Source organism: Synechococcus sp. UW140, from assembly GCF_900474295.1.
GTDB lineage: Bacteria > Cyanobacteriota > Cyanobacteriia > PCC-6307 > Cyanobiaceae > Synechococcus_C.
Genome location: NZ_UCOB01000003.1, coordinates 113,145 through 134,557 on the forward strand (window position 1 = coordinate 113,145; position 21,413 = coordinate 134,557).

Here is a 21,413-nt window from a genome sequence, read left to right on the forward strand (position 1 = left end):
AATTCAAATGTGATAGGGGCTGGTGCAGGGGCTATTAGTGCAGGGCAATCATGCACATTTCATGTGCTCTATTGCAGGGCACTAGTCTCCCTGGCATCAGTCTTTTATCTATTAAGGCTGGTGCTAGTACAGTTAGTGCAGGGGAGTCCTGCTCATTTCATGAGCCCTACTCCAGGGCACTGACCGCTTGGCATCAGTCCTAATCTAGGTTTAACTCGTCGAACTTGCCCTTCGGGCGTTCTCCTCGTATAACACTAGGTTTTGTTTGTCTATTTGGGATTCTCCTCCCCCTCTTCATAGTACTGTCAAGTTTGGAGGAGGTGAATTTGTTGTCTATTTTTTACCCCTTCCTTATAGATGATATTTTATTTGCATCGTGGTATTGGAAAGAGGTGTGTCTTTAGTTAAACAGGTAGACAGAGTCAAGTACTTGTGTCAGCTCTCCCTTACCCTGTGTGAGCCTTGGGAGCTGTTCTTCTGTCACTCCTAAGGAATCTGCTAGGTCTGCTAAAGGATCGCCTTCACAGACCTTGTAGAAGCCTCTCCGGATGTTTTCTAAAGCAGCATCCATATCCACAGGTTGAACCTTCAGACAGTCATGGATAACAGCTATAGGTCTTGACCATTCAGTAAATGCAATCTTGAGAAGAGAAGCATCCCAGGAATGGATGTAGGAAGGAGGACAGGCAGTTTGGATCTTTTTTGTATCAGGACCATCTACACCTTGAGGAACCGTCACCTTTCCTAGATGACCAGTCCTAATGTCAATGGATTTGTATTTAAACTCCCTGAGTCGAATGGTGTCGTCACTAGGAGTAGTCCATTCAAATTCAGTTAGTCCATTATCCACTGCTTGTTTGGCCAGTTTTGCCAGCCACTCCAGTGCTTTAAATGCAGCAGGGAAGACCATCGCAGATGCTTCTTGTACCAGCCGTGTGATTGAACTGAGGTCTTTACTATCCAAGACAGTCGGATAAAGATCAACATCAATCAGAGCGTCTTTGACTCTGTCTCTGACGGTGATGAACTTGGCTCCATACAACATGACCATGGTGGTCTTGCCGATAGCTCTATGTACTAGGTGCTCTGCAAGGTGAGCAGTATCTGGATTCTTCACAGCAAGATCTCGAGCAATCCTCAGCACCTCCAGGTAACTGTCCTGTGGTGGATCAGAAGGATCTGATGGTGGTAGGACGTTGCTGTAAGTCATCCCGGTCTCATCCCTCAGCATCGAACTGAGCAACTGGAGACCACTTGCTGTGGCATCAGCTCCAACAGCAATATGCCAAAGGTGTTGACGCTTAGTTATGACAACCTCATGCCATTCAAAGCAAAGTTGTAGGAATGTCCAGGGTTCTTTAGCTTTCTCTAGTTCATGAATAGCTGAGTAAGGGTCAGAAGCAACACGACTAATCAAGTCAGCATTGTCATAGGTCCACTGGACACGGTCATTGAAGTTAAGACGTGAGCCAAGGTAAGCAGCACCAATAGCTTGAGCTGCCCACCATTGACCACGTTCATCCAACTTGCATCCATCAGCGAATCGGATCAATGCCTTCTCGGCATCTGTGCTGTGCGGACTAAGCCATGGTTGTTGAGCGTAGACGCGGCCTCGGTAATCGTTTGACCAGGACAGGAAGAAACGGGGCTGCTTCAGGAACTGCTGAGCAATACCCACAGACTGCCTGGATCTAACTGTCTTTCGTCTTTGTTCTGAATGGCGTTGATGAAGATCAGCCTTATCTCTAACCCATTGCTTTCTGTCTTGATGATCCTTAGGTAAGGCTGTGAGATATTCAGGCATCCGTTCATCAAGTCTTGGGTCTCTTGACAACACCTTGAATGAACCAAGGCTCTGTTCTTTATTCAGCAATCTCTGAGCAAAGCCAAGAATTTTGTGATCTATACACCAGGCTGTCTCAGAAATTGTGTTCAGAAATTTGACAGACTCTTCACCAAACTCAGATCGATAATGATTGCCACGACATAGCGGTAACTGTTTACGATATGAATCTGTATGGTATCCCCCTGTTGTGTTCTTCCTTGCTTCGCCAGGTTGATGCCGCCAAGATATTGGTTTGTCAATCAATGGCCACTTCAGGTAAGACACCTCACAGCATTCACTAAATAGTTGATCCTGTAGATCACAGGCAGAAGGTGAAAGGTCTAAGAACTTATAGCTCTTCTTACCTCGTTTGACTAGCTGTGTATCAACAATGCCAAGACTCTTACAGAGTTCAATCAAAGATACACCAATGGCACATCTGTAATGAGAACTCCATGGTTTCCATAGTTGCTCAGAACTAAACTCATGGTCTTTAACTAGAATTTTTTCAGTGATTAATTTAGTGCTGATTCTTCTGTAGCTTGGGGAAGATCCCGCTTCATTAGCTCTACGTCTCATCCTTTGAACTACATCCTCAGGTGACACCAGTTCGTAGTATCTAAATCTTGCTTCATCTTCGATTCTTGTACCTACAAAGTTGGCAGCCTTGGCAACTGTCATCTTTTCATAGACACCATGTAGATCAAAGACTGACTTAAGAGTGATAGCTGCTATTACTTCAGGCTTAACAAATTCCATCCAACCAAGCATGTCCTGCGCAACGCAGACTGTGGCAGTGGTCTTTGCTCTACCTTGTAATGCTTCAGAGAACCAGTCTGTGATTGCATTCGATGTGGGTATGACATAGCTATCAATGGTGGTTCGTGCTTGGAGACTTGAGGAAAAATATTGTTTATCCTTAGCCTCACGTAGCTGCTTCTCGAGGCGAGCAACAGCTGCTTTGTGACTCTGGTATTCAAAGTCTTTTTGTAAATTCGTTTTAATCATTTAGTTCAAGAGGTTTGGATCCCAATGCCATCGCGGCAAAGGGAACCAATACACCAGCCCTTGATTCGATCAAGGACCATCGCGGTCTAGCTGGCGTTAGGTAGTGACTGGGAAAATGTGGTATCTACTCAATGACACTGTTTCATTTGCCTTTACTACGTCTAATTCCATATCCAATTACAAGGCCGCCAGCACCACCAATACTTCCTGCAGTCAAAGCGGTGACTTGATCCTTTGTAAGTTGACTTGCAAGTGCCACTGACAGCCCAAGGACAATGAGCATTCCAGCTCCTACGATCACCACATCAAATCCAGATTTTTGTGGTTTATATACAACTGGCTTTAGTGTCGCAGCCCTTTGAGCATTGGCAGCATCTTCTCTTGCCTTGTCCATCTCTGCTTGAAGTTTAGAGAGTTCTTTTTTGGGATCATTCATTAGAGTGGCCTTTGAATTCAAAAATAAAAAATTTGTATCGGGAGCGGATCATTTGAGGGGATCAGCAATGAGTTTGATTCTTTCTTGTTCTGCCATGGCAGGATTTGCCTCAGCCCATGCCTTTGTGCTCGGATTGGCATCTAGGTAGGCCCGCCAGTTGCAATCAAATGGTGCCAACTTGTCGCTGCATTTAGGACGCTTGGCCTCAGCCTCCACTGCTCGCCAGTTGTTTGCAGCGTGTTCACAGCTGCTGTTCCAACCCTTCTTAGGTGCTACTGAAGGACAATCATCGGTTTGCTCAATATCAACGGTTGCACCAAGGCGAAGGATTCCGACCTGCAGCTCATCTTCCCAGAAGTTGTAGTTGTTCCCGCAACGCCAGGTGGATTTACCGGCAACTAGAGGCTCATGGTGCCCCCCACCGAGGCCAACCCAGTCGCAGTAAACACGCTGGCACTTGCCACCTCCGACATATGCGTGGTTTGAGGGGCACTTGTTGCCGAGGTATTCAGGCGTGCCTGCTTGAGCCTCAATGCAACCCCGATAGTCAGCGGCAGAGATGCATAGCTCATGAATTTCAGGAGCTACATCACCAGCAGCGGAAACGGGCAGGCTGCCTGCGAGAAAAGCAAATGTTATTAGTGTGGCTCGGATCATTACTTCCTCAAACAGGTGAATTGAGCAGGATTAAATGAAAAAAGTTGTGTCGGGAGATGGATGGCGACACACTCAGCGCCCCCTGCTTTCCTCTTTCGAGTTTTGTATAGCTTTCAGCCAATAGGCATCAGGCTTCCCGACAAGAATTAATCAGTAGCAGGTTGCATTTCCGTAGGTGGTATTGCCGTAGGAACTTGCACTACCGAAGCACTGACGCTGTCTGTTGGCGTTTATATTACGCATGACATTTGCTCGTCTATTTTGTTCGATGCCATCAGCTTGCATTTTTAGCTGTGCGGCTTCATAAGGTGTATAACAACCTTCAGCGATTGTTCTTTTGAAGAGCAGACCACCAGACTTGATCTTGTGATATTGAGTCCCTGCAGGACAGCTTCTGGCGATCTGGTAGGAACGTGCTTTTGAAGCTTTACTGCGCTGCTGATTTCGACATTGAGAAGCATCAAACCCAGTCAGACCAAAGCATTCATTTGCTGAAGCAGGAGCTGAGATCAAACTAGAGGCAGCAAGTACAGAAGCGGCAAAGGCTGTGAAGAGTTTCATGGCTGGAAGGTGTGTGGAGGTCATCCCTCCTGGACCTCTTCACCATCGCCCCATCACCCCACCTTCCACATCACCCATTTGGGGGATATTTGGCTGAGAGAATGCTGAGAGCTTTAAAACAGAGATGCACCTTCAAAGGAGCCAGAGGCTTGAACTGGTCTGGCACCAGCTTCTTTCTCTTCTCTCTCCTCCACACTCATGTTTTTTCTTTCTTCCAGGGAGACCTAGTCCAGGAAATACCTGGGTGTAGCCATCTTGGGTTCGTAAGAACTCACCTCTGGCTCTCTCTGCTGCGGCTCTCGTACCGTCCCATCGCCGGGAGTTTGGGATCATCTTCGGAGTTGCCTCCTTACCCTTCGCCGGGGTCCCTCGCCTAGTACGCCTTTGTTGAGTGGGGTCTCTATTCAGTTTTTAAAATGCTTGGGTGCTGGATTGACTAATCAACCAATCCGCTCAATCACTATACACCATTCAAAGCAGAATCATGGTAGTGAAAACCGAACATGTTTAGAGCATTGAGGGATAACTTGGCTGATGCTTGGCCATCTCATGACGGACAGCATCTGCCTGATGGATCAGAGACAATGCGTCTTTCCTGTTGTTGGTTCGCTCAGCCTTTCTTAATAGACAAGCGTACTGAGCTGATAAATCTTTAGGTGACGACGGAGTCGCCATAATACTAATCGTTGCTATAATGTTTCCTCCATTTGCGTAGGTTGTTGATATCAGTTTTGAATAGTGCAGCTACTATTGACCACGACACACCGCTTTCATGTAGTGTCTGAGCCTGCTTCATTTGTTGCTTAGTTAGTGTCATGATTAATAGTGGTGACGTGATGCTTGGTTGTTATAGTCATTGAGCCATTCGTTCTCCTGCTCCTGTGGCCTTGGTAATATATTTATTGAGATCGTAACTAAAATGCTCGTCAACATCACTGGCTCTCATGGCACTAAGGCAAGCGAGTCTGAGCTGATTGCTCCCGCTGAACGAGTATTGGCCGGAGTTGATAGTTGATTGCAGGCTTGATTACTAATCAAGCCATGACCATTTCAGCTCAACTGCCCTCAATCGTGCCAGGCATTGGATGGCATTTAGGCGTGATTAGCAAGTGATTTAAGAAATAAAAAGCCCCTGCAATTGCAAGGGCTTTGGGAGTTAGGGTCAAGTTGAAGGGGCCGGGGTAGTACAGCAGGTTTTTATTCTAATTTTTAACATTTACGTGTTCTCCGATGACTATATTTGTTGCAACAGTACGAAGTCTCCATGTGACACGTAGGTGTTACGGTGAAATGTCTCCGAGCGCACATGCCGAAGGTGTTACGGTACATGTAAAAGGGTTTGACTTCCGATCGTGCACCCGCACATCCCTGTTCTTGGGTGATGCAGTGAGGGCATTAATTGTTGGGTTTTCCCACTTTTTCTTCTTAGCTGTTGCTGTACTTGGACCACCAAAGCGAACTTTAAGGTCTGCTGAAACTCTGGTATCGAATGCTTCGTCGTAGGAGATATTGACTCCTGCTGTGACGCCACTTGTCATTTCATAAGCCAAGCGTCCGAGTACGCCAGAACCATCAGCGGTTCTAAGGTCTCCATTTTGGTAGTAATAGCCAACAGAAGCATTCACCACTGGAGTGATGAAGTAACCAACATCAAGCCCATAGGTGTTGAGTGAACCGCCTTGATAAGCGCTGTTGAGTTGAGCATCTTTCTCACCGACAGGAACCAAGGCATAGGCATTGAAGTTCCAGTCATTAGAAACAGCTTCTGCATTGACTGCCACCTGCTGGAAGAAAGCACTCTTCTCTGTGCCGCTCACATTGATGCCGGTGTCGGTGCCTCCTGTATTCATCGGGCGGCTGTCATAACCAGCATTCAGCCCGTACATCCAACTGCGATCACCATTCAGCCAGCGATAGCCAAGGCGCGTTGAAGTGCTGATGGTGGTCCCAGCCACATCGGTGTTGATGATGCTGCTGTCGCCAGCTCGATCAGCAAAGTTGGCGTTGAGCAGCACATCAGCAAAGAACACACTGTTGTCGCCTACAGAGAGAGGCAGGAAGCCGCCGATCCCTGCCTGGTTTGGCGTTCCAGCACCCTGTAGTGCGCCCTGGAAGCCCAAGGTGGGCTTCACCACATCCTTGAGGCTGATGCTCATCACATCACCGAGATCCTCTGCACTGCCGTCCTGTTGAGCAGCTACTGGTTGAAAAGGTGTGCCAGCCAGTGCCAGCGCTGCAACACCACTCAGCGATAACGACAGGCGCAGGGACTGGTGCATGGATCAGGCGTCAGTCCGCGCATGATGCCGTCTTTAACAAGTATGGACAGGATCTTTAATGGAAATGAATACGGGCAATCACATACACCAACAAATTAGGAGTCTTGCCATCTTTCCTTCGGCGCACTGATACCGAGAGATTGATAGAGGTACGGTTAACCGAAGAAGCAAGCTACGGCTAAAGGCACGGTCAGCATTAATGAGAGCATCTATCAATAAGGTATAGATGCAGCGCTAATCACTTCTGATATTGGTCCAGAGTACCTGCATTAAAGACAGTTACTCAGCAAGTTGGACTTATCATCCAGCGCGATAGAGCACAGCATGAGCTGAGATCCATTGGTATCACTAGCTTCTTCAGTGAAGCCATCATGAGCCCTGCCTTGGAGATGCGCGGGAAAGGGAAAAAATATTCCTCCATGCCCGCCCGCCACAGGCCATAACCCTCCTTCTTCTTTCTTTCTTTCATGCCCCCTCCCTTTTCTGCTCAGACACCGCCCAATCCAGACCCGGTATGGGGGTGCGCAGGGCCGGGCGCTATAGAGATATGGGCAGACAGAATTCAGTCAAAATCCATCGACCTTTTAAATAATATTTTTTCTGAGAAACACCTGCTCCACACGGGCAACATACAAGCGTCTACAAGGCCTTCAAAGGGTCTTAAAAGGGTTATATTTTGGGTCTAGGTATACTAGTAAGCCAATAGCTGAGATCCCAGTAAAAATAACCCCAGAGGCCTGTTCTAGGCGATTTGAACGGCCTATTTTGGAGTAATTAGGGTCAGATGCTGAGGTGTCGCTAGACACCGACACTGAAGGCTTCAGATACACCTTTGAATCGAGAGCGACCATAGTGGTGCTGTTTCATCTGCCTAGTAGTACAGAGGTAGATAGCTTCATCTTCAGAGATCCTATATCCGAATGGATGCTTCTCTCTTTCAGAGATTGGATATGCAGGAACATCTGTTTCTAAATTAATAATAGGATTCTTTGGTCCTACATAGTGTTCGTATTTCATTGATTTATAGGTAGTTTAATTATTTATGACTGGTGCCAAGGACGTAGCAGGTAGGGACCACGAGATAGCGACACGTAATGGGCTTCGCTAGAAGCTCAGCAGTGTTGTTTATTGAGTGGTCCTATTCATTTCTTAGGACTTCGGTTTGGCAATAAAAAACCCCGCTCGTGGCGGGGCTTGGTTTCGACTTGCTATTACCGCTTATACCTGTTGCAAATTAAGAGATACGTTTTCTCTCTATACGCATCTTCTTCAGGTTTGACCTCCATGCTGATTACGTCACTTGGGTCATTTCTGTGGACAAAGTCTTTAAACCACCTGCCATTGCGCCGAAACTGAGTTGATTCGTATTCGTCTGAACCTGAAAATCTTTCCATTAGCATCCCTTTCGAGCAGTTAATTGCTACATCCCAGGGCTTGTATGCTTTCGAGTCGTCAAGATTGTAGATCCTCTTTAAAAAGTAAATCCAATCTGTTTTGTGATTAATTGAGTCTATATCTATTTGCATTTGTAAGTTTCTAGAATTGCTTATTTTATCGGTATTGATCCAGGTAGCAGCTGCAGCCTGTGCGGTCCAGAACCACGAGGTTGTTAGGAGTCCGATAAAAATGCCTAGTGAATTCCGGATCATCGTTCAGCAGCGACCTTGGTGGTGGTATCCACCAGCAATAGCGACTAACGCCACGGCATCCAGTTCAAAGTCATCGAACTCATCATCAGCATCCATCTGCTGAAGGAAACTTTGAACTTCATCAACAGACAGGGTGACATCTTTCTCTGCTGCCATCTCTACAATCTTCTGCTGAGCAGCAGCAGGGTCTGAGTAGAAGAGTGAATAAAGCTCCTGTTCAACCTCAGGAGAGACCGAGGCGCGGAGAGCTTTGAAGTCGTTGAGCGTTGTCATCAGGCGTTCCTCCCGAACAACCACTTACGCATGGGTCTCATGCCAGGGCAACGCCCCCAGGGCTCGTCATGGGCTTCCTCTTGGCAGCAACCTTTACGACCAACCCCATAACCACCAGCGATGGCAGTCAGGGCGATGGCATCCAGTTCGATGTCGTCAAACTCTTCTTCTTCATCCATCTGCGCCAGGAACCCTTTGACTTCCTCAACGCTGATGGTCATGCCCTTCTCTGCCGCAAGCTCCACAATCCGCTCAAACATCAACTGAGGGTTTTGGCTCATGAGCGTGATCAGCTCACTTTGAGTTTCAAGCGGCACACCAGCCCGCAACTGACGGAACTGCTCAAGAGTTGGCATGGTGTCCTCTTCCCTTCGCTCTAGCTGCAGCTTAAAAGCAGTTGTTGATGGAGGCCGTCTGCCAACAAGCATCGTTATCGGCGGGATCGGCCCATCCACTCGGGGGTGACAACAGTGCCTGAGCGAAACTATGAGCCTAATAAGGGAACCGCTTTATGGTTTTCCAATCATCTACTTCCATGGTCTCAAGGTCAAACGTTCCATCTAAAACCGCACTATTCTCCTTCCCTAAAAACTGCTTTGCCTCTTTGTCTTCTGCACAAAGACGCGCATATACTGTTCCAGTTGTTGGCCCCAAAAGTTCAAGCCCTTTGCTCAACCATGCACGACAAGCTTTATTCGCTGCATCACGTTCTGGGCTTGTCCATGGGAAACAAGATGTCACCGCTACGGCAGTTGAAAGGATAAGAGTGCCAAGGAGGGGAATTTGTTTCATGGCTATAAGTTAGGGCCGAATCACTGGACTATGACTACTCCAACAGCTCCAACACTTCTCGAACTTGGTCCAAGGTCGGAGCTACATATCCCAGGACAACCTTGCTCGTACCTGGAACCGTATGACCAGTGATGGCATGAAGGTAATAAGGGTTTATGTTTTGGAGCATCATCTGTGTCACCACGTAAGAGCGCAGATCATGTGAGCCAAACCCATATCTGTATTTAAAAGTTTCTGCCCAAGTTACGCCCCATGCTTCGAGCTTTGACTTGTAATCCTTTGGCCATATTGGTTCGTTGTCATTTCTGATTAAAGCTGTTGGAAGCATCAGTCTGATCTTTTGAATTAGTTTGCTGTGAATAGGGATAGTTCTTTCACCACCTTCCTTTAGCTTTAGGTTCCTCATTTGTCCGTTCCACTCGTAACGCTCTAGATGCATGACACCAGCGTTCATGTCTAGATCACACCAGCGCAGCCCACAGTAATCTTCTTTCCGTAGACCTTGATATCGTCCAAACCAGAAACGAATATCTTCAAGCTGTTCTGCCTTAGTCTCTGCTGCTTCCAGTAGTTGTGGATCGAGTGCTTGTCTCTTTTTAGCTTTAGGAAGATTCTTCTTTTGTCCCTTCCAGATGTTTTCAGTAGTTAGTTCTCCTTTGGTTATGGCGTAATTCCAGAATCCGCTGAAGGTTCCTAAGTAATTGCTGATGCTATTAGGTTTCATCCCTTTCTGAGCAAGGAATAATTTGTACTCACTGGCTTGTTTGCGGTCCATGGTGCCGACAACACTTGACCCATACCACTCCGATAATCCCTTGAGCTTGGTTTCCCAATTCACGATCGTTGAATTAGCGAGACCTTCTAATGCTTTCCTTTCCTTGACCCACTCGCTCCACGGTCTGATATCTGATTTGACCTCTTCGAGTTTGGCTTCTTCGCTTCTAGTAAGAGTTGCCTCTAGACCCTGCTTCTCAAGATCAGCTTTGTCGTACAGACCAAGCAGCAAGCGTTCCCGTTCCTGTGGTTTGTAGTTCTCAGCTCTAAGCGTGTTGTCCAGTGCCTCATCAAGTGACAGCCCAGTGGCCTGAGACTGCTCTCTTGCAGCCATGAAAGGGTCTGCATCTGCTTCCTTGGCCCATTGCTGCAGTAACTCCGCTTCGATCCTCAGAGCGTTCTTGAGAGCTTCTTCACGGGTATCGCCGCCTTTCTTTCTGACGGTCTTGGATCCCCTTTTGGAACGTAGAGCTTTGGGTCTTGTGACAAACACATACCAACCGCTTCGACCCTTCTCTTGTCCAACTCGAAAGGTCATGCGGTACCCACACGCGGTACCCACAAAGGTACCCACAGAGCAGTTCTAAGTCCAGTATTTAAGCTATTACTGGGGTCTTGGGCTTAGAAAGTTTATTCAGGTCGATCACTGGGGCTCGCACGGCACAGCGGTTCACCCTCTTCCTTCTTCATGGCGTGAAAGCCAACGTTGATCGGCGCAGCCCTTAAGCGGTCTTCTTCGCTCGATATCCCTCGAACAGACCACCTCAATGTGCAGTGATCGGACCTTGTTCGCATCGTCCGTACTCCTTCCCACTCGCTTCCGGTTAGCGCCCATGGAAGCATCCTGAAATCAGCCGAAACAGGAGTGCTGTCAGACAATGCGACTGAATGACGTCGCAGCAGCCCTGCTCATGCGGATGGCAATGACATCGCCTGGATGGGATGGTTCGGGATCAGCTTGGTCTGGCTTTCAGCGCCAGTTGCCATCGAGATTGCGGCGTTGTTGGGGATTGAACTGGTCGATGGTGTTGCTTGCAGACCCCATCGCCGTCATGTCTCCGATCAGCTCAAGCAACCGTTTCAACTGGAGCTGGGCCCACTCTCGTGCAGTGTGAGGTCTTTGAACGTTCATTGCCGCTGTCACCTGAGCATTTGTCAAAGTCTGAGGCCAGCTCGGGGTCTGCTTCAGCCTCCTGCATCAGTGTGGCGTCGCTGGATCAGTGTCCGATGTTTTCTGCTTCTTTGCGATTGGCCTGTCGTTGCAACCAGCACGCTGCTGTGCTGATCAGCTCTTGGCGGATGAGCGCCCTTTGATCGAGGCCCCAGGTTGGCAAGAATCGATCCTGCGTTGCAGTTCTTCAGCAGCCAGGTTCGTGACGACAAACACCTCCTGCACCGTCGCTCCCCGACGGGCAACAAGTTTGTAGCCGCCCAGCATTGGGGTTGAGAGCCGAAGTCTTAAGCCTTGGGATCGGCCCCGCACCCTGGCGATCACAGCCGGTGTGATGGTCTGGATCGCCTCATCAGCTGCCAGGGCTTTGAGCCAAGGAATCAAACCCTCCAGGTATGTGCTGTGTGTGATTACCAGCCGGCCCAAGGTTGAAGCAGGTCTTCAGAGTTGGCTGAAGCTAGCGACTTTGGCTACGACAAAGAGAGAGCCCTGCTGGTCGTGATGCTCAAGTCAGTGGATAGCCTGCGGCTTTTGGTCGGGGAGCCGTTACTCAGGCGCCATGGGCCCAACGCCTGTGTGCTCACCACAGAGCTGCATGGCTTGGAGGTGCGTGGCCTCGCCTATAGCCCAGGCAGAGTGATGCGTTACGTGCTGAATAATGAGAGCAAGCGTTTGCAGACGTCGGTTCTGATGCGTCTGGCTCGCTCAAGACGGGAACCCGCAGCATGAGTTAGAAGTCTTGCGATGGGCTGGCGTTCTTCTCCCGCCGCTTGACCAGGCCGGTTAGAACGGCGAGACCGAACATCGCAAACAAGGCGACGAACAGCATCACGCTGGCTCCCTGGGTCACGCCAGCGCCCACAGCAACAATGATCGAGTCGCTAATCAAAACGCTGATCACCAAAGCGGGCGCAAAGACTCGCCAGTGTGTGCGACTGATGCCAATGGCGTAACTGAGAAAGTCGAACAGACCTGTCATCAGTAAGCCTGTCATCAGGAAGAAATTTCCCTCGAGTTGGTTTTTGCCAAAACCGTCGATGCGTTGCATCGCTTTTTGGCCTACAAGCTTGCTGACCGGTTCACGTCCCCACGTTCTGGCGATGGCGAATGCAGCTCCACAGCACACCAAATCAGCAAGGACGATCGTGATGTAACCGACCTTGAAACCAAGCAAAGATCCTGCCAGCAGGGAGTAGATCGAACTCGGTAGCGCTGGCAGGATGATGCTGATCCCACGCAGCAGAAACAGTCCTAACGGAGCCCAAAACCCCATCTTTTTGACGATCTCTTGCAACGGTTCAAGCCCGTAGCGCTGGAGAAAAAAGACAGCGATGACAAAGAGCGCGACCCACAGGGTGATCTTCAGTGCTCTCTTGAAAGCAGGCACGCCGTGGTTCCGTTCGTCCAAGGGACTGTACGGCGAGTGATTGCTCTCAGTTTTGGAGGCTCTGGCTTAGCAGCGCTCAATCGGCGCCATGGTCAGGCCTTCTGCACCGAGCTGTTGGTGGTAGAGCTCAGCTTGCTCGAGTGGGCCGCACCAGACCTCCGCTGAGCCCTCATTATCGATTTTGTGAGCAAGTTTCCAGGCCCGATCTGTGCCCATTCCTGGAATGATCCGGCAGAGGCAATCCACGACGTGCTGAAAGGTGTTCACGTCGTCATTGAGAACGATCACCCTGGCCTGGGGATAGCCCTGCGTGGTGCGCGAACGTTCCAGCAGGGTGGCGGAGCCGGCAGTGGAGCCTGTCATGAGAATCAACAGTACTGGCGGATTGAGGGAGGAGGCTAGTTAAAATCGTCGCACTCGCATCACCCCTCCCATGCTGTTCACCTTTGCCTGGGCATCCCTGGCCGCCATGTTCAGCTTCTCGATTGCCATGGTGGTGTGGGGTCGCAATGGTGACGGCACCCTGAACTTCTGAGGTGTTGTCTGAAGCGCTGCAGTCGCCAGCCCTGAGTCAAGTGCTGGCTATCACCGCAGGAGCACTGTTGGTTTTCGTCAGTGTTGCTGTGATTTACCTCTCCATAATTGAATGGCGGGATCGTGGCCGTCGGCGCAAAGGAAAAGGATCTGGCAAGGTCTGATCGGCTCTGTTGCCCGATCTCCTTGGTCGGTAGGTGGTCTTGGGCTGCTCCTATCGGTTTCCATCCTTGGTGTGAGTTGCACCACTGCTTCGGTTCGCACAGCTAGACGCGCCGGTCTGCTGAGGTTGTCCTCAGCCGCGGCATTGCTGCAGAGCTTCCAAGGCGATCCGACCCAGGCACCGCCACAGCTCTGGTATCAAAGGCTTGGTGTGAAGCCTGCTTTATCCCTCTGGAAGCGGCTAGGCCGAGGGATCTGGTGGCAAGCCTGGACTGCAGATGGTCAGAACTACCTCGCACTACCGGCTCACCTGCTCACATCGAGCGAACGTTCCAAGCTCTTCGCACGAGATCTTGATGGGTTAATCCTCATCAGTGCAGATGCGCTCAATCAACAGCATCTCGAGCAATGGTTGGGCCAAGAAGGCAAGGCTCCGGCTGTTGTGTCCCCCCTTCAAGACGCCTGCATCCGCCGTCTTGACCGCTCCGCTTCGGTGCAGTGGCGGCCTGAGGGTCTGGCTCGGCTCAGTGGTGCACTCTCTCCGTTGTTGCAGCAGGCCCGTCACGGCTGTCTTGCTCTGCGCATGCGCGGTCGTCAACTCCAGTGGCATGGCTGGGTTGGTCCCCGTGATTTCGCTGCTGCGCCTCCGTCCCTTGCTGTGCGGGATACCTTTTCGAATCCTGAGCTTGCGTTGTCGTCGCTCAGCACTGAGTCTGGATCCAATGCGATCAAACCGTTACTGCAGATCCAGGGGCGGAACATCGGTTTGCTGATGTCGGCCTTGATCTCGCGCCAGATCATTCGTCAACCCCTGGAACAATTTTATGGATTGGGGCGTCGACAACGCACTCAACTGCTGCAATCACCATTCCAGTTAGAGCTTCTCCCGCAGACGCCAGCTTTCTTTCAAGCGGGCGTTCAATTGCAGTTGAAGCCGGAAGCTGAACGAGAGTCCTTTCAAACGTCACTTGATGCCATCGGCGGACGACTGCGTGATCAGGGCCTTCAGTTAATGCCAGCGAAGGCTGTTCTGTGGACCGATCCCCTGACGCAAGAAGGGACTGTGGCTGGTGGTTGGCAATGGCTTCAGCTCCCCTCGAATCAGTCCTTGCTCAGCATCGGTCTTGGCATGGCACCGGCTCAACAACCATTTCCACCACTGCTTCCTGAAAAGACAGCAGACCTGAGATTGATTCTTTTGGCTGATCCCGCTCAGATCGTTCGGCACAAGCTGCTGAGCGGCAGCTGGCCGAGGGTGTTGAGGCAATCCTCAACACTGCAGCTTTCGTTGCATACCCTTGGCACTGCTGGCGAACCTGAGTGGTTTGAGCTGCGAGGTCAGCTTTCGCTGCCCGTTTCAGGAACCTCCTGAGATTGTGTGGTTTCGTCTTGTCGTTCGCGCTTGCGTCGTTCGGCAGCAAGGGTTTCTTCCATCAGTTCAACGGCCTGAGCCATCCGCTCCAGATTGCGGTTGTAGATACCCAGATCCTTTTCAACCCGGTCCTTCGTCATCCCCAGCGGTTCACTCAGTTCGTGCGCCAGCTTTGCTAGTTCGGCAGGGTCCGAGCTTTGCTCTCCCTGAGCTTTGGCTAGCAGGGTGAGCAGACCGACTGCCATCAAGCGCGAATAGTGAAAATTCGGCTGATTGGCTTGATCCAATGCCTTGGCCATCGCTTCTGGCGCTCCAGCACCTTTCTCGCGGACCCAGCCTTGAACGTCCTCGAATGAATGGCCTTCAACAGCCGATTCACTGTCTGCAGCAAGTTTGATCAGCGCCTCTCCATCGAAGCCGTTGCAGCTGCAAAGCGCCATGAACAGAGGCGTCCGATGCTGATCAGGGCGGTAACCCTGAGTGAAGGCGTTGAACACCTGGTTCAGCCCCACGGCGAACAGGGCATCAGCTTTGAAAAATTTCTGATGGCTGAGTAAGTGCAGCTCCACCAGCAACTCATCAGCAGTTCGCCGATACAGCGATGGAATCACATGAGGGAAAGCGCTGTGAAAGGCCCTTTTGCTGTCAGCAATGGTCAGATGCTCACCCAAGTGCTTGCACCAAAACAAATTGGATATGACCCTAGCGCCGCTGAAGCCGCCGTTAGGATTACGGCAACCACCAGCAGAGCAACATGATCCCGATCGTGATCGAAGAATCAGGCCGGGGTGAGAGGGCCTTCGATATCTATTCCCGCTTGCTTCGAGAGCGGATTGTTTTTTTGGGAGAGCCAGTCACCAGTGACTCTGCCAATCGCATCGTTGCTCAGCTGCTTTTTCTGGAAGCAGAGGATCCTGAAAAGGATATCTACCTCTATATCAATTCCCCTGGTGGATCGGTTTATGACGGATTAGGCATATTCGATACCATTCAGCACATCAAGCCTGATGTTCATACAGTCTGTGTCGGCCTCGCCGCCAGCATGGGTGCATTTTTGCTCTGTGCTGGCACTAAGGGAAAAAGAAGCAGCCTGCGTCACTCCCGAATCATGATTCACCAGCCACTTGGTGGTGCAAGCGGTCAGGCAAGTGATATCCGTATTCAGGCTGATGAAATTCTGTTTCTTAAAGACAAGCTCAATAGAGAGCTGTCTGATCGCACCTCTCAACCTCTTGACAAGATTCAGCTGGACACAGATCGCGATTTCTTCATGTCACCTCAAGAAGCTGTCGACTACGGTCTGATCGACTCCGTGATTGATCGGCGGCCTGTTCACTCGGTCTAGTTGTTGAATCAGGCTCAGGTTGCGGTTCTCCAACTGATTTGGATGAAAAAACCCCGCGTTTGCGGGGTTTTTTGCTCGGTAATTTTATTTGATGCCGAAAGGGACATTCCCTTAGTTGTTGAGAATGGGGACTGTACGTTCTTTGTCTGGAATTGTGGTGAACTCTGAAACCATGGCTCGGAATTCATCACCATCCATGGTTTCGATCTCGATCAATCGCTCCACGAGTTGATCCATTGCTTCCCGATGCTCAGCCACTAGTTCCACGGTTTGGTCATAGCAGCGCTTGACCATCGCACGAACTTGCTCATCAATCTGTTTGGCAATGGCATCGGAGACGTCACTACGAGTCATCAAATCTCGGCCGAGAAAGACCTCTTGGTTGCCTCCTTCCAGCGCGACAGGTCCAAGATCAGACATGCCGAACCGTGTGACCATCTGCCTGGCCATCGATGCCACCTGTTGAATGTCTCCACCAGCTCCTGTGGTGACTTCCTCGTAGCCGAACACGACATCCTCCGCTGCGCGACCTCCGAGCGCTCCCATGATGCGAGCCTTCAATTGAGCGCGAGATACAAGCATCTGCTCTTCATCCGGGGAGAACCACGTCAGACCTTGGGCCTGGCCCCTGGGAATCAGCGTGACCTTTTGGACAGGGTCATGCGCTTTGACCAATGTTCCAACCAGGGCATGACCCACTTCGTGATAGGCGATCAACCTCTTGCTGCGGCCATCGGTGAGCGGCTGCCCCTCCATTCCGGCAATGATGCGATCAACGGCATCATCGATTTCACTGAGACCGATGCACTCCTTGCGGCGGCGTGCAGTGAGAATCGCTGCCTCATTGAGAAGGTTGGCAAGATCAGCGCCGGTGAATCCAGGCGTGCGTCGGGCAATACTCTCAAGCGAGAGCTCAGTATCGATCTTTTTGTTGCGGGCATGAACTTCGAGAATTGAAAGCCTGCCTTTGATGTCAGGTGCGTCGACGCTCACCTGGCGATCAAATCGGCCTGGACGCATCAATGCTGAATCGAGGACATCGGGGCGGTTCGTCGCCGCCAGGATGATGATGCCGCTGTTGCCCTCGAAGCCATCCATCTCAGTGAGAAGTTGGTTCAGGGTCTGCTCTCGTTCGTCGTTACCTCCGCCGATACCAGCACCGCGTTGTCGGCCGACAGCATCAATCTCATCGATGAAAATCAAGCAGGGGCTGTTTTCCTTCGCGCGTTTGAAGAGGTCGCGCACGCGACTGGCGCCCACACCCACAAACATCTCAACAAATTCAGAACCAGACAGTGAGAAGAAGGGAACTCCAGCTTCACCAGCAATGGCCTTAGCGAGCAGTGTTTTGCCGGTGCCAGGGGGGCCGACAAGCAAAACGCCTTTAGGGATTTGTGCTCCAACTGACGTGAATCGTTCCGGTTGCTTGAGGAAAGTGACGACTTCCTGCAGGTCTTGCTTGGCCTCTGCAACGCCAGCGACATCATCAAATTTGACTCCGGTCTCTGCCTCCATGGCAAAACGGGCTTTTGTCTTGCCGAACTGCATCGCCTGGCCTGGGCCTCCTGGCATGCCATTCGAACGACGTGCAAGGAAGATCAGCGAACCGATCAGGAGCAAAGGGAAGAGCAGGTTCCCCAGCAAGCCCAAGGCAGGTGGGGCTGTGCGGGGAGGGTGAATATCAAAGCTGATGCCCTCCTCTTTCAACGTATTGATTAGTTCTGGTGCAAGGCCAGGCAGATCGACCCGCAGACGCTGTACACGGTTGTCGATTTCAGGGTCAACAGTTTCCACAACGGCATTACGGCCCCCGTCATAGATGTCCACTGCTGTGATCCTTCCCGCTTCCACGGAATCGAGGAAACGCCCATAACTCATGCGACCAACGGCGGCATTCCGAGGGGCCTCTGTCGTTTGATTGGGGTTAAGGGCCTGGATCCCACCGTTTCCGATTAGCTGCCAGCCCAGAAGCAACGCCACGCAGATGGGAAGAATCCAGAGAGCGATCTGACGCCAGCGTTGATTCATGGAAGACACGAAAGTGAGTTGACTTTAAGAGTTGCGAATGCACAAATGCCGGCTTTACGGCCAGATCCATCTGCCGGATGGGTTTCAGAGGCTGCGCAGGGCAACGATGGGGTCAAGACGTGCGGCCCGACGGGCCGGAATCACTCCGAAGAACAGCCCGATTGATCCGGACAGGGTCACAGTCACCAAGACAACCGATGCTCCGATGGTTGCTGGCAGTGGTGTTAGAGCCGCCACCACCGCAACGGTGCCGAGTCCGGTGGCTGTGCCAATCACACCACCCAGTGTTGCCAGCACGAGCGATTCGACCAGGAACTGGCTGAGCACATCGGAACTGCGTGCTCCAAGAGCCTTGCGAAGGCCAATCTCCTCGGTGCGTTCACTGACCGAGACGAGCATGATATTCATGATTCCAATGCCTCCGACCAGTAAGGACACGCCGCCGATCGCAGCCAGCATCAACGTGAGGCCCCCAGTGATGGTGCCGACAATCGTGAGCGCATCCTTCTGCGACCGCACAGCGAAATCATCATCACGAAGAATGCGATGGCGCTGGCGTAGAAGATTGGTGATCTGAAACTTCGCCGCTCCTGTGCTGGCCTCATCGAGAGCTTCGACGCTGATGAAGCTGAGGCTCACCCCGTAGGTCGGGTCCCTGCCGGTTAAACGACTCACCATTGTTGAAAGAGGGATATACGCGTTTTCGTCTTGGTTGTTCCCGAAAACCGCCCCTTTGGGTGCCATCACTCCGATCACGCTGAAGCTCTGGTCCTTGATGCGAAGGTTCTGACCAATCACTGGTCCTGTCGGGAACAGTTTGTCGCGAAGATCCGGGCCAATCACAACGACACTGCGGGCGCTGCGTAAATCTTGTTGGCTGATGAAGCGACCTCGAGCAACTTCGAAGCTGCGTACGGGTAAGAAGGCTGGAGTGACCCCAGAAATCGAGCTGCTGGAACTACGTGATCCAGCTTGCACAACGGCGGTGGTGGAGATCTGAGGTGCCACACGCTTCACACTGGGTACCTGCTCTGCAATCGCCTCAGAGTCTTCAAGCACCAGGGTTTTAGGAAAGGCGACCCCCCGGCGTCGGGCGTCATTGTTGCCAGGCACAACAAAGAGCACATTGGCTCCAAGATTGCTCAGCTGCTCTTCAGCAAGATTCTGAGCACCGCGGCCGACACCAACCAGGGTGATCACCGATGCATTGCCGATCACGATCCCGAGCATCGTCAGCAAGCTGCGTAGTCGATTGGCTCTCAGGGTGTTGAGGGCCATGCCAACGGTTTCGTTCAGTGGCAGCTTGCGTGCCATAGGCAAACAATCAGATCGCTGTGTTGCTGCTGGTGCCGCGGTGGACCAGACCGTCCTTCACCTGGATGGTGACGACCTCGCCCTGAAGCAAGTCTCGAGTTGCATTGGAGACTCCCGTGATGACCGGGATCCCCAGCCGTTTGGCAATCACCGCTGCATGTGATGTCTCAGCAGGTTCTTCAGTGACGATTGCAGATGCCTCACGGATCGCATCAAGATCATCTGCGTCGGTGTCACGCACCACAAGAATTTCGCCCTTTTCGATCTTGCAGGTATCCCCTGGGCATTGGGCAAGGCGAACCTTGCCGCTCACTGTTCCGGTACCGATGCCTTGGCCGCGTCCAAGCACAGCACTGACGATGCCTACTTTGACCAGATCGGTTGAACCCGACACTTCAGGGAGTGTGCCTGCGGTTTGAACAACAAGATCCCCCTCCTTGAGCCAGCCCAGATCTTGGGCCATGCCCATGGCCGTTCCGAAGGTCCCTGTGGTGCTCTTTTGTTGATGAATCAACAACGGGGTGACTCCCCACACCAGCTGTAGCTTCCGCGCCACGCCGATCTCACTGGTAATGGCAAGGATTGGAGCAGCTGGACGAAATTTGCTCACGTTGTGTGCTGTTGAGCCACTTTTGGTGAGTGGAAGGATCGCCGCTGCATTCAGTTGGCTGGCAATCGTGCTGACTGCGCTGCTAATGGCATTGGGAATCGTGCTGGGCAGGTGACTATCGATGCTGCGTTGCGGGTAGTCCTTCTCGATTCGACGGGCAATTGTGGCCATGGTTTCCACTGCCTCGACCGGGAAATCGCCCACAGCGGTCTCATTGGAGAGCATCACTGCATCAGTACCGTCGAGAATGGCGTTGGCCACGTCGCTGACCTCGGCACGGGTCGGACGGGGACTCGCTGCCATCGAGTCGAGCATCTGGGTGGCGGTAATGATTGGAATGCCAAGGCTGTTGGCCTTCTGAATCAGATCTTTCTGCAACAGGGGCACTTCTTCTGCAGGCATTTCGACGCCCAGGTCACCCCGAGCCACCATCACGCCATCACAGAGAGGAAGGATGGCATCGATCTGATCGATCGCTTCGAACTTCTCGATCTTTGCCACCACTGGGGTGGTGTGCCCGTGCTTGCGGATCAGTTCGCGAATCTCCTGCATGTCTGAGGGATTACGAACAAAGCTGAGTGCAACCCAGTCCACCCCTTGCTGCAATCCGAAGGCCAGGTCAGTGCGGTCTTTGTCGGTCAATGCCCGAACAGACAACTGCACATCGGGGAAATTGACCCCTTTGTTATTGGAGAGGACACCACCAACAGTGACTGTGCAGTGCAAGGTCTGCTCAGATTGTTCCACCGTGTCGACCTTCATCTCAACCCTGCCGTCATCGAGCAGGATGCGGCTTCCTGCGGTGACTTCGTCGGCAAGTTTGTCGTAAGTGACTGTGGCAATGCTCTGATTGCAGCTCACCGAACGGGATGTGAGGGTAAATGGATCTCCATTGGCCAGAGTGATCGGCCCATCGGCGAAGCGACCCAGGCGAATCTTTGGCCCTTGGAGATCCTGAAGGATCCCAATGTGCTGCCCCAGTTCTGATGCCACCTGACGGATCGTGGCAATACGGGTGGCGTGTTCGCTGTGGTCGCCGTGAGAGAAGTTGAGTCGGAACGTTGTCGCACCAGCCTCAATGAGCTGCCTCAGACGTTCAGGGCTTTCTGTGGCAGGACCGATGGTGGCCACGATCTTGGTTCTACGGGAAAGATCGATGTGAGCCATCCACCGGGCCGGAAACACAGCGGAATCTACCCTCCAGCCCTTTCGCGCCAATGATGGTCTTTGATGTCA

The 21,413-nt window shown here is 51.6% G+C and carries 20 protein-coding genes; 4 read left to right on the top strand and 16 right to left on the bottom strand.

All coding sequences use genetic code 11. The annotated features are described in order from the left end of the window. Positions 1 to 400 precede the first annotated feature (400 nt). The 10 genes from DXY10_RS00730 to DXY10_RS00775 all read right to left on the bottom strand — a co-directional run bounded on the left by DXY10_RS00730 (position 401) and on the right by DXY10_RS00775 (position 11,851). On the bottom strand, positions 401 to 2,833 hold the full coding sequence (locus tag DXY10_RS00730; protein ID WP_115014955.1) for a DNA-directed RNA polymerase: 2,433 nt from the start codon (positions 2,831 to 2,833) through the stop codon (positions 401 to 403). A gap of 142 nt (positions 2,834 to 2,975) precedes the next feature. Next, positions 2,976 to 3,269, bottom strand: coding sequence for a hypothetical protein (locus tag DXY10_RS14145; RefSeq protein ID WP_136988970.1), 294 nt, complete (start codon positions 3,267 to 3,269; stop codon positions 2,976 to 2,978). A 48-nt stretch (positions 3,270 to 3,317) separates the two neighbouring features. Continuing rightward, positions 3,318 to 3,926, bottom strand: a complete 609-nt coding sequence (locus tag DXY10_RS00735) for a hypothetical protein (RefSeq protein ID WP_115014958.1) — start codon at positions 3,924 to 3,926, stop codon at positions 3,318 to 3,320. Between the two features lie 150 nt (positions 3,927 to 4,076). After that, positions 4,077 to 4,487, bottom strand: coding sequence for a hypothetical protein (locus DXY10_RS14150; RefSeq protein WP_136988972.1), 411 nt, complete (start codon positions 4,485 to 4,487; stop codon positions 4,077 to 4,079). A gap of 1,280 nt (positions 4,488 to 5,767) precedes the next feature. Further along, positions 5,768 to 6,766, bottom strand: a complete 999-nt coding sequence (locus DXY10_RS00740) for a carbamoyl-phosphate synthase (protein ID WP_244281851.1) — start codon at positions 6,764 to 6,766, stop codon at positions 5,768 to 5,770. A gap of 1,652 nt (positions 6,767 to 8,418) precedes the next feature. Next, entirely contained in the window at positions 8,419 to 8,688 is a 270-nt protein-coding gene (locus tag DXY10_RS00755) for a hypothetical protein (protein ID WP_136988974.1), read from the bottom strand. Continuing rightward, positions 8,688 to 9,044, bottom strand: a complete 357-nt coding sequence (locus tag DXY10_RS14155; protein ID WP_136988976.1) for a hypothetical protein — start codon at positions 9,042 to 9,044, stop codon at positions 8,688 to 8,690. Before DXY10_RS14155 ends, DXY10_RS00755 begins: the two co-directional genes overlap by 1 nt. Positions 9,045 to 9,180: 136 nt before the next feature. Further along, the gene (locus tag DXY10_RS14160; protein ID WP_136988979.1) at positions 9,181 to 9,480 is read right to left on the bottom strand and encodes a hypothetical protein; all 300 of its coding nucleotides are present in this window, start codon (positions 9,478 to 9,480) and stop codon (positions 9,181 to 9,183) included. Between the two features lie 34 nt (positions 9,481 to 9,514). Beyond that, complete coding sequence (locus tag DXY10_RS00765; RefSeq protein ID WP_136988981.1) at positions 9,515 to 10,792, bottom strand: tyrosine-type recombinase/integrase; 1,278 nt, start codon at positions 10,790 to 10,792, stop codon at positions 9,515 to 9,517. A 747-nt stretch (positions 10,793 to 11,539) separates the two neighbouring features. Continuing rightward, positions 11,540 to 11,851, bottom strand: coding sequence for a DUF2103 domain-containing protein (locus DXY10_RS00775; RefSeq protein WP_115014979.1), 312 nt, complete (start codon positions 11,849 to 11,851; stop codon positions 11,540 to 11,542). Positions 11,852 to 11,872: 21 nt separating this feature from the next. On the opposite strand from DXY10_RS00775, the gene DXY10_RS00780 reads away from it, so the two are divergent. Next, positions 11,873 to 12,154, top strand: a complete 282-nt coding sequence (locus DXY10_RS00780) for a hypothetical protein (protein WP_371411099.1) — start codon at positions 11,873 to 11,875, stop codon at positions 12,152 to 12,154. 1 nt (position 12,155) lies between these two features. Here the strand turns inward: DXY10_RS00780 and DXY10_RS00785 are convergent, their stop codons facing one another. Together DXY10_RS00785 and clpS are read right to left on the bottom strand one after the other, a co-directional pair. Beyond that, complete coding sequence (locus DXY10_RS00785; RefSeq protein ID WP_170955646.1) at positions 12,156 to 12,812, bottom strand: TVP38/TMEM64 family protein; 657 nt, start codon at positions 12,810 to 12,812, stop codon at positions 12,156 to 12,158. 66 nt (positions 12,813 to 12,878) lie between these two features. Further along, positions 12,879 to 13,175: an ATP-dependent Clp protease adapter ClpS gene (clpS, locus tag DXY10_RS00790; protein WP_115014982.1), complete on the bottom strand. Its 297-nt coding sequence runs from the start codon at positions 13,173 to 13,175 to the stop codon at positions 12,879 to 12,881. A gap of 70 nt (positions 13,176 to 13,245) precedes the next feature. Between clpS and petN the strand changes: the two genes are divergently transcribed. Beyond that, positions 13,246 to 13,347 (top strand): cytochrome b6-f complex subunit PetN, encoded by a 102-nt coding sequence (petN, locus tag DXY10_RS00795; RefSeq protein ID WP_007097877.1) that lies wholly within the window; start codon positions 13,246 to 13,248, stop codon positions 13,345 to 13,347. Positions 13,348 to 13,581: 234 nt separating this feature from the next. Next, positions 13,582 to 14,880, top strand: a complete 1,299-nt coding sequence (locus DXY10_RS00800; protein ID WP_136988983.1) for a hypothetical protein — start codon at positions 13,582 to 13,584, stop codon at positions 14,878 to 14,880. Here DXY10_RS00800 and psb29 read toward each other — a convergent pair. Beyond that, positions 14,847 to 15,551: a photosystem II biogenesis protein Psp29 gene (gene psb29, locus DXY10_RS00805; protein WP_115015334.1), complete on the bottom strand. Its 705-nt coding sequence runs from the start codon at positions 15,549 to 15,551 to the stop codon at positions 14,847 to 14,849. The genes DXY10_RS00800 and psb29 overlap by 34 nt on opposite strands. Before the next feature lie 83 nt (positions 15,552 to 15,634). On the opposite strand from psb29, the gene clpP reads away from it, so the two are divergent. Beyond that, on the top strand, positions 15,635 to 16,225 hold the full coding sequence (gene clpP / locus DXY10_RS00810) for an ATP-dependent Clp endopeptidase proteolytic subunit ClpP (protein WP_115014987.1): 591 nt from the start codon (positions 15,635 to 15,637) through the stop codon (positions 16,223 to 16,225). A 111-nt stretch (positions 16,226 to 16,336) separates the two neighbouring features. On the opposite strand, the gene ftsH is transcribed toward clpP, so the two are convergent. The 3 genes from ftsH to pyk form a co-directional block, all read right to left on the bottom strand. Next, the gene (gene ftsH / locus DXY10_RS00815) at positions 16,337 to 18,253 is read right to left on the bottom strand and encodes an ATP-dependent zinc metalloprotease FtsH (protein WP_115014990.1); all 1,917 of its coding nucleotides are present in this window, start codon (positions 18,251 to 18,253) and stop codon (positions 16,337 to 16,339) included. 84 nt (positions 18,254 to 18,337) lie between these two features. Then, a complete protein-coding gene (locus tag DXY10_RS00820) occupies positions 18,338 to 19,567 on the bottom strand; it encodes an ABC transporter permease (RefSeq protein WP_115014992.1) in 1,230 nt (409 codons plus the stop codon). A gap of 10 nt (positions 19,568 to 19,577) precedes the next feature. Next, positions 19,578 to 21,344, bottom strand: a complete 1,767-nt coding sequence (pyk, locus tag DXY10_RS00825; protein WP_115015336.1) for a pyruvate kinase — start codon at positions 21,342 to 21,344, stop codon at positions 19,578 to 19,580. Positions 21,345 to 21,413 lie beyond the last annotated feature (69 nt).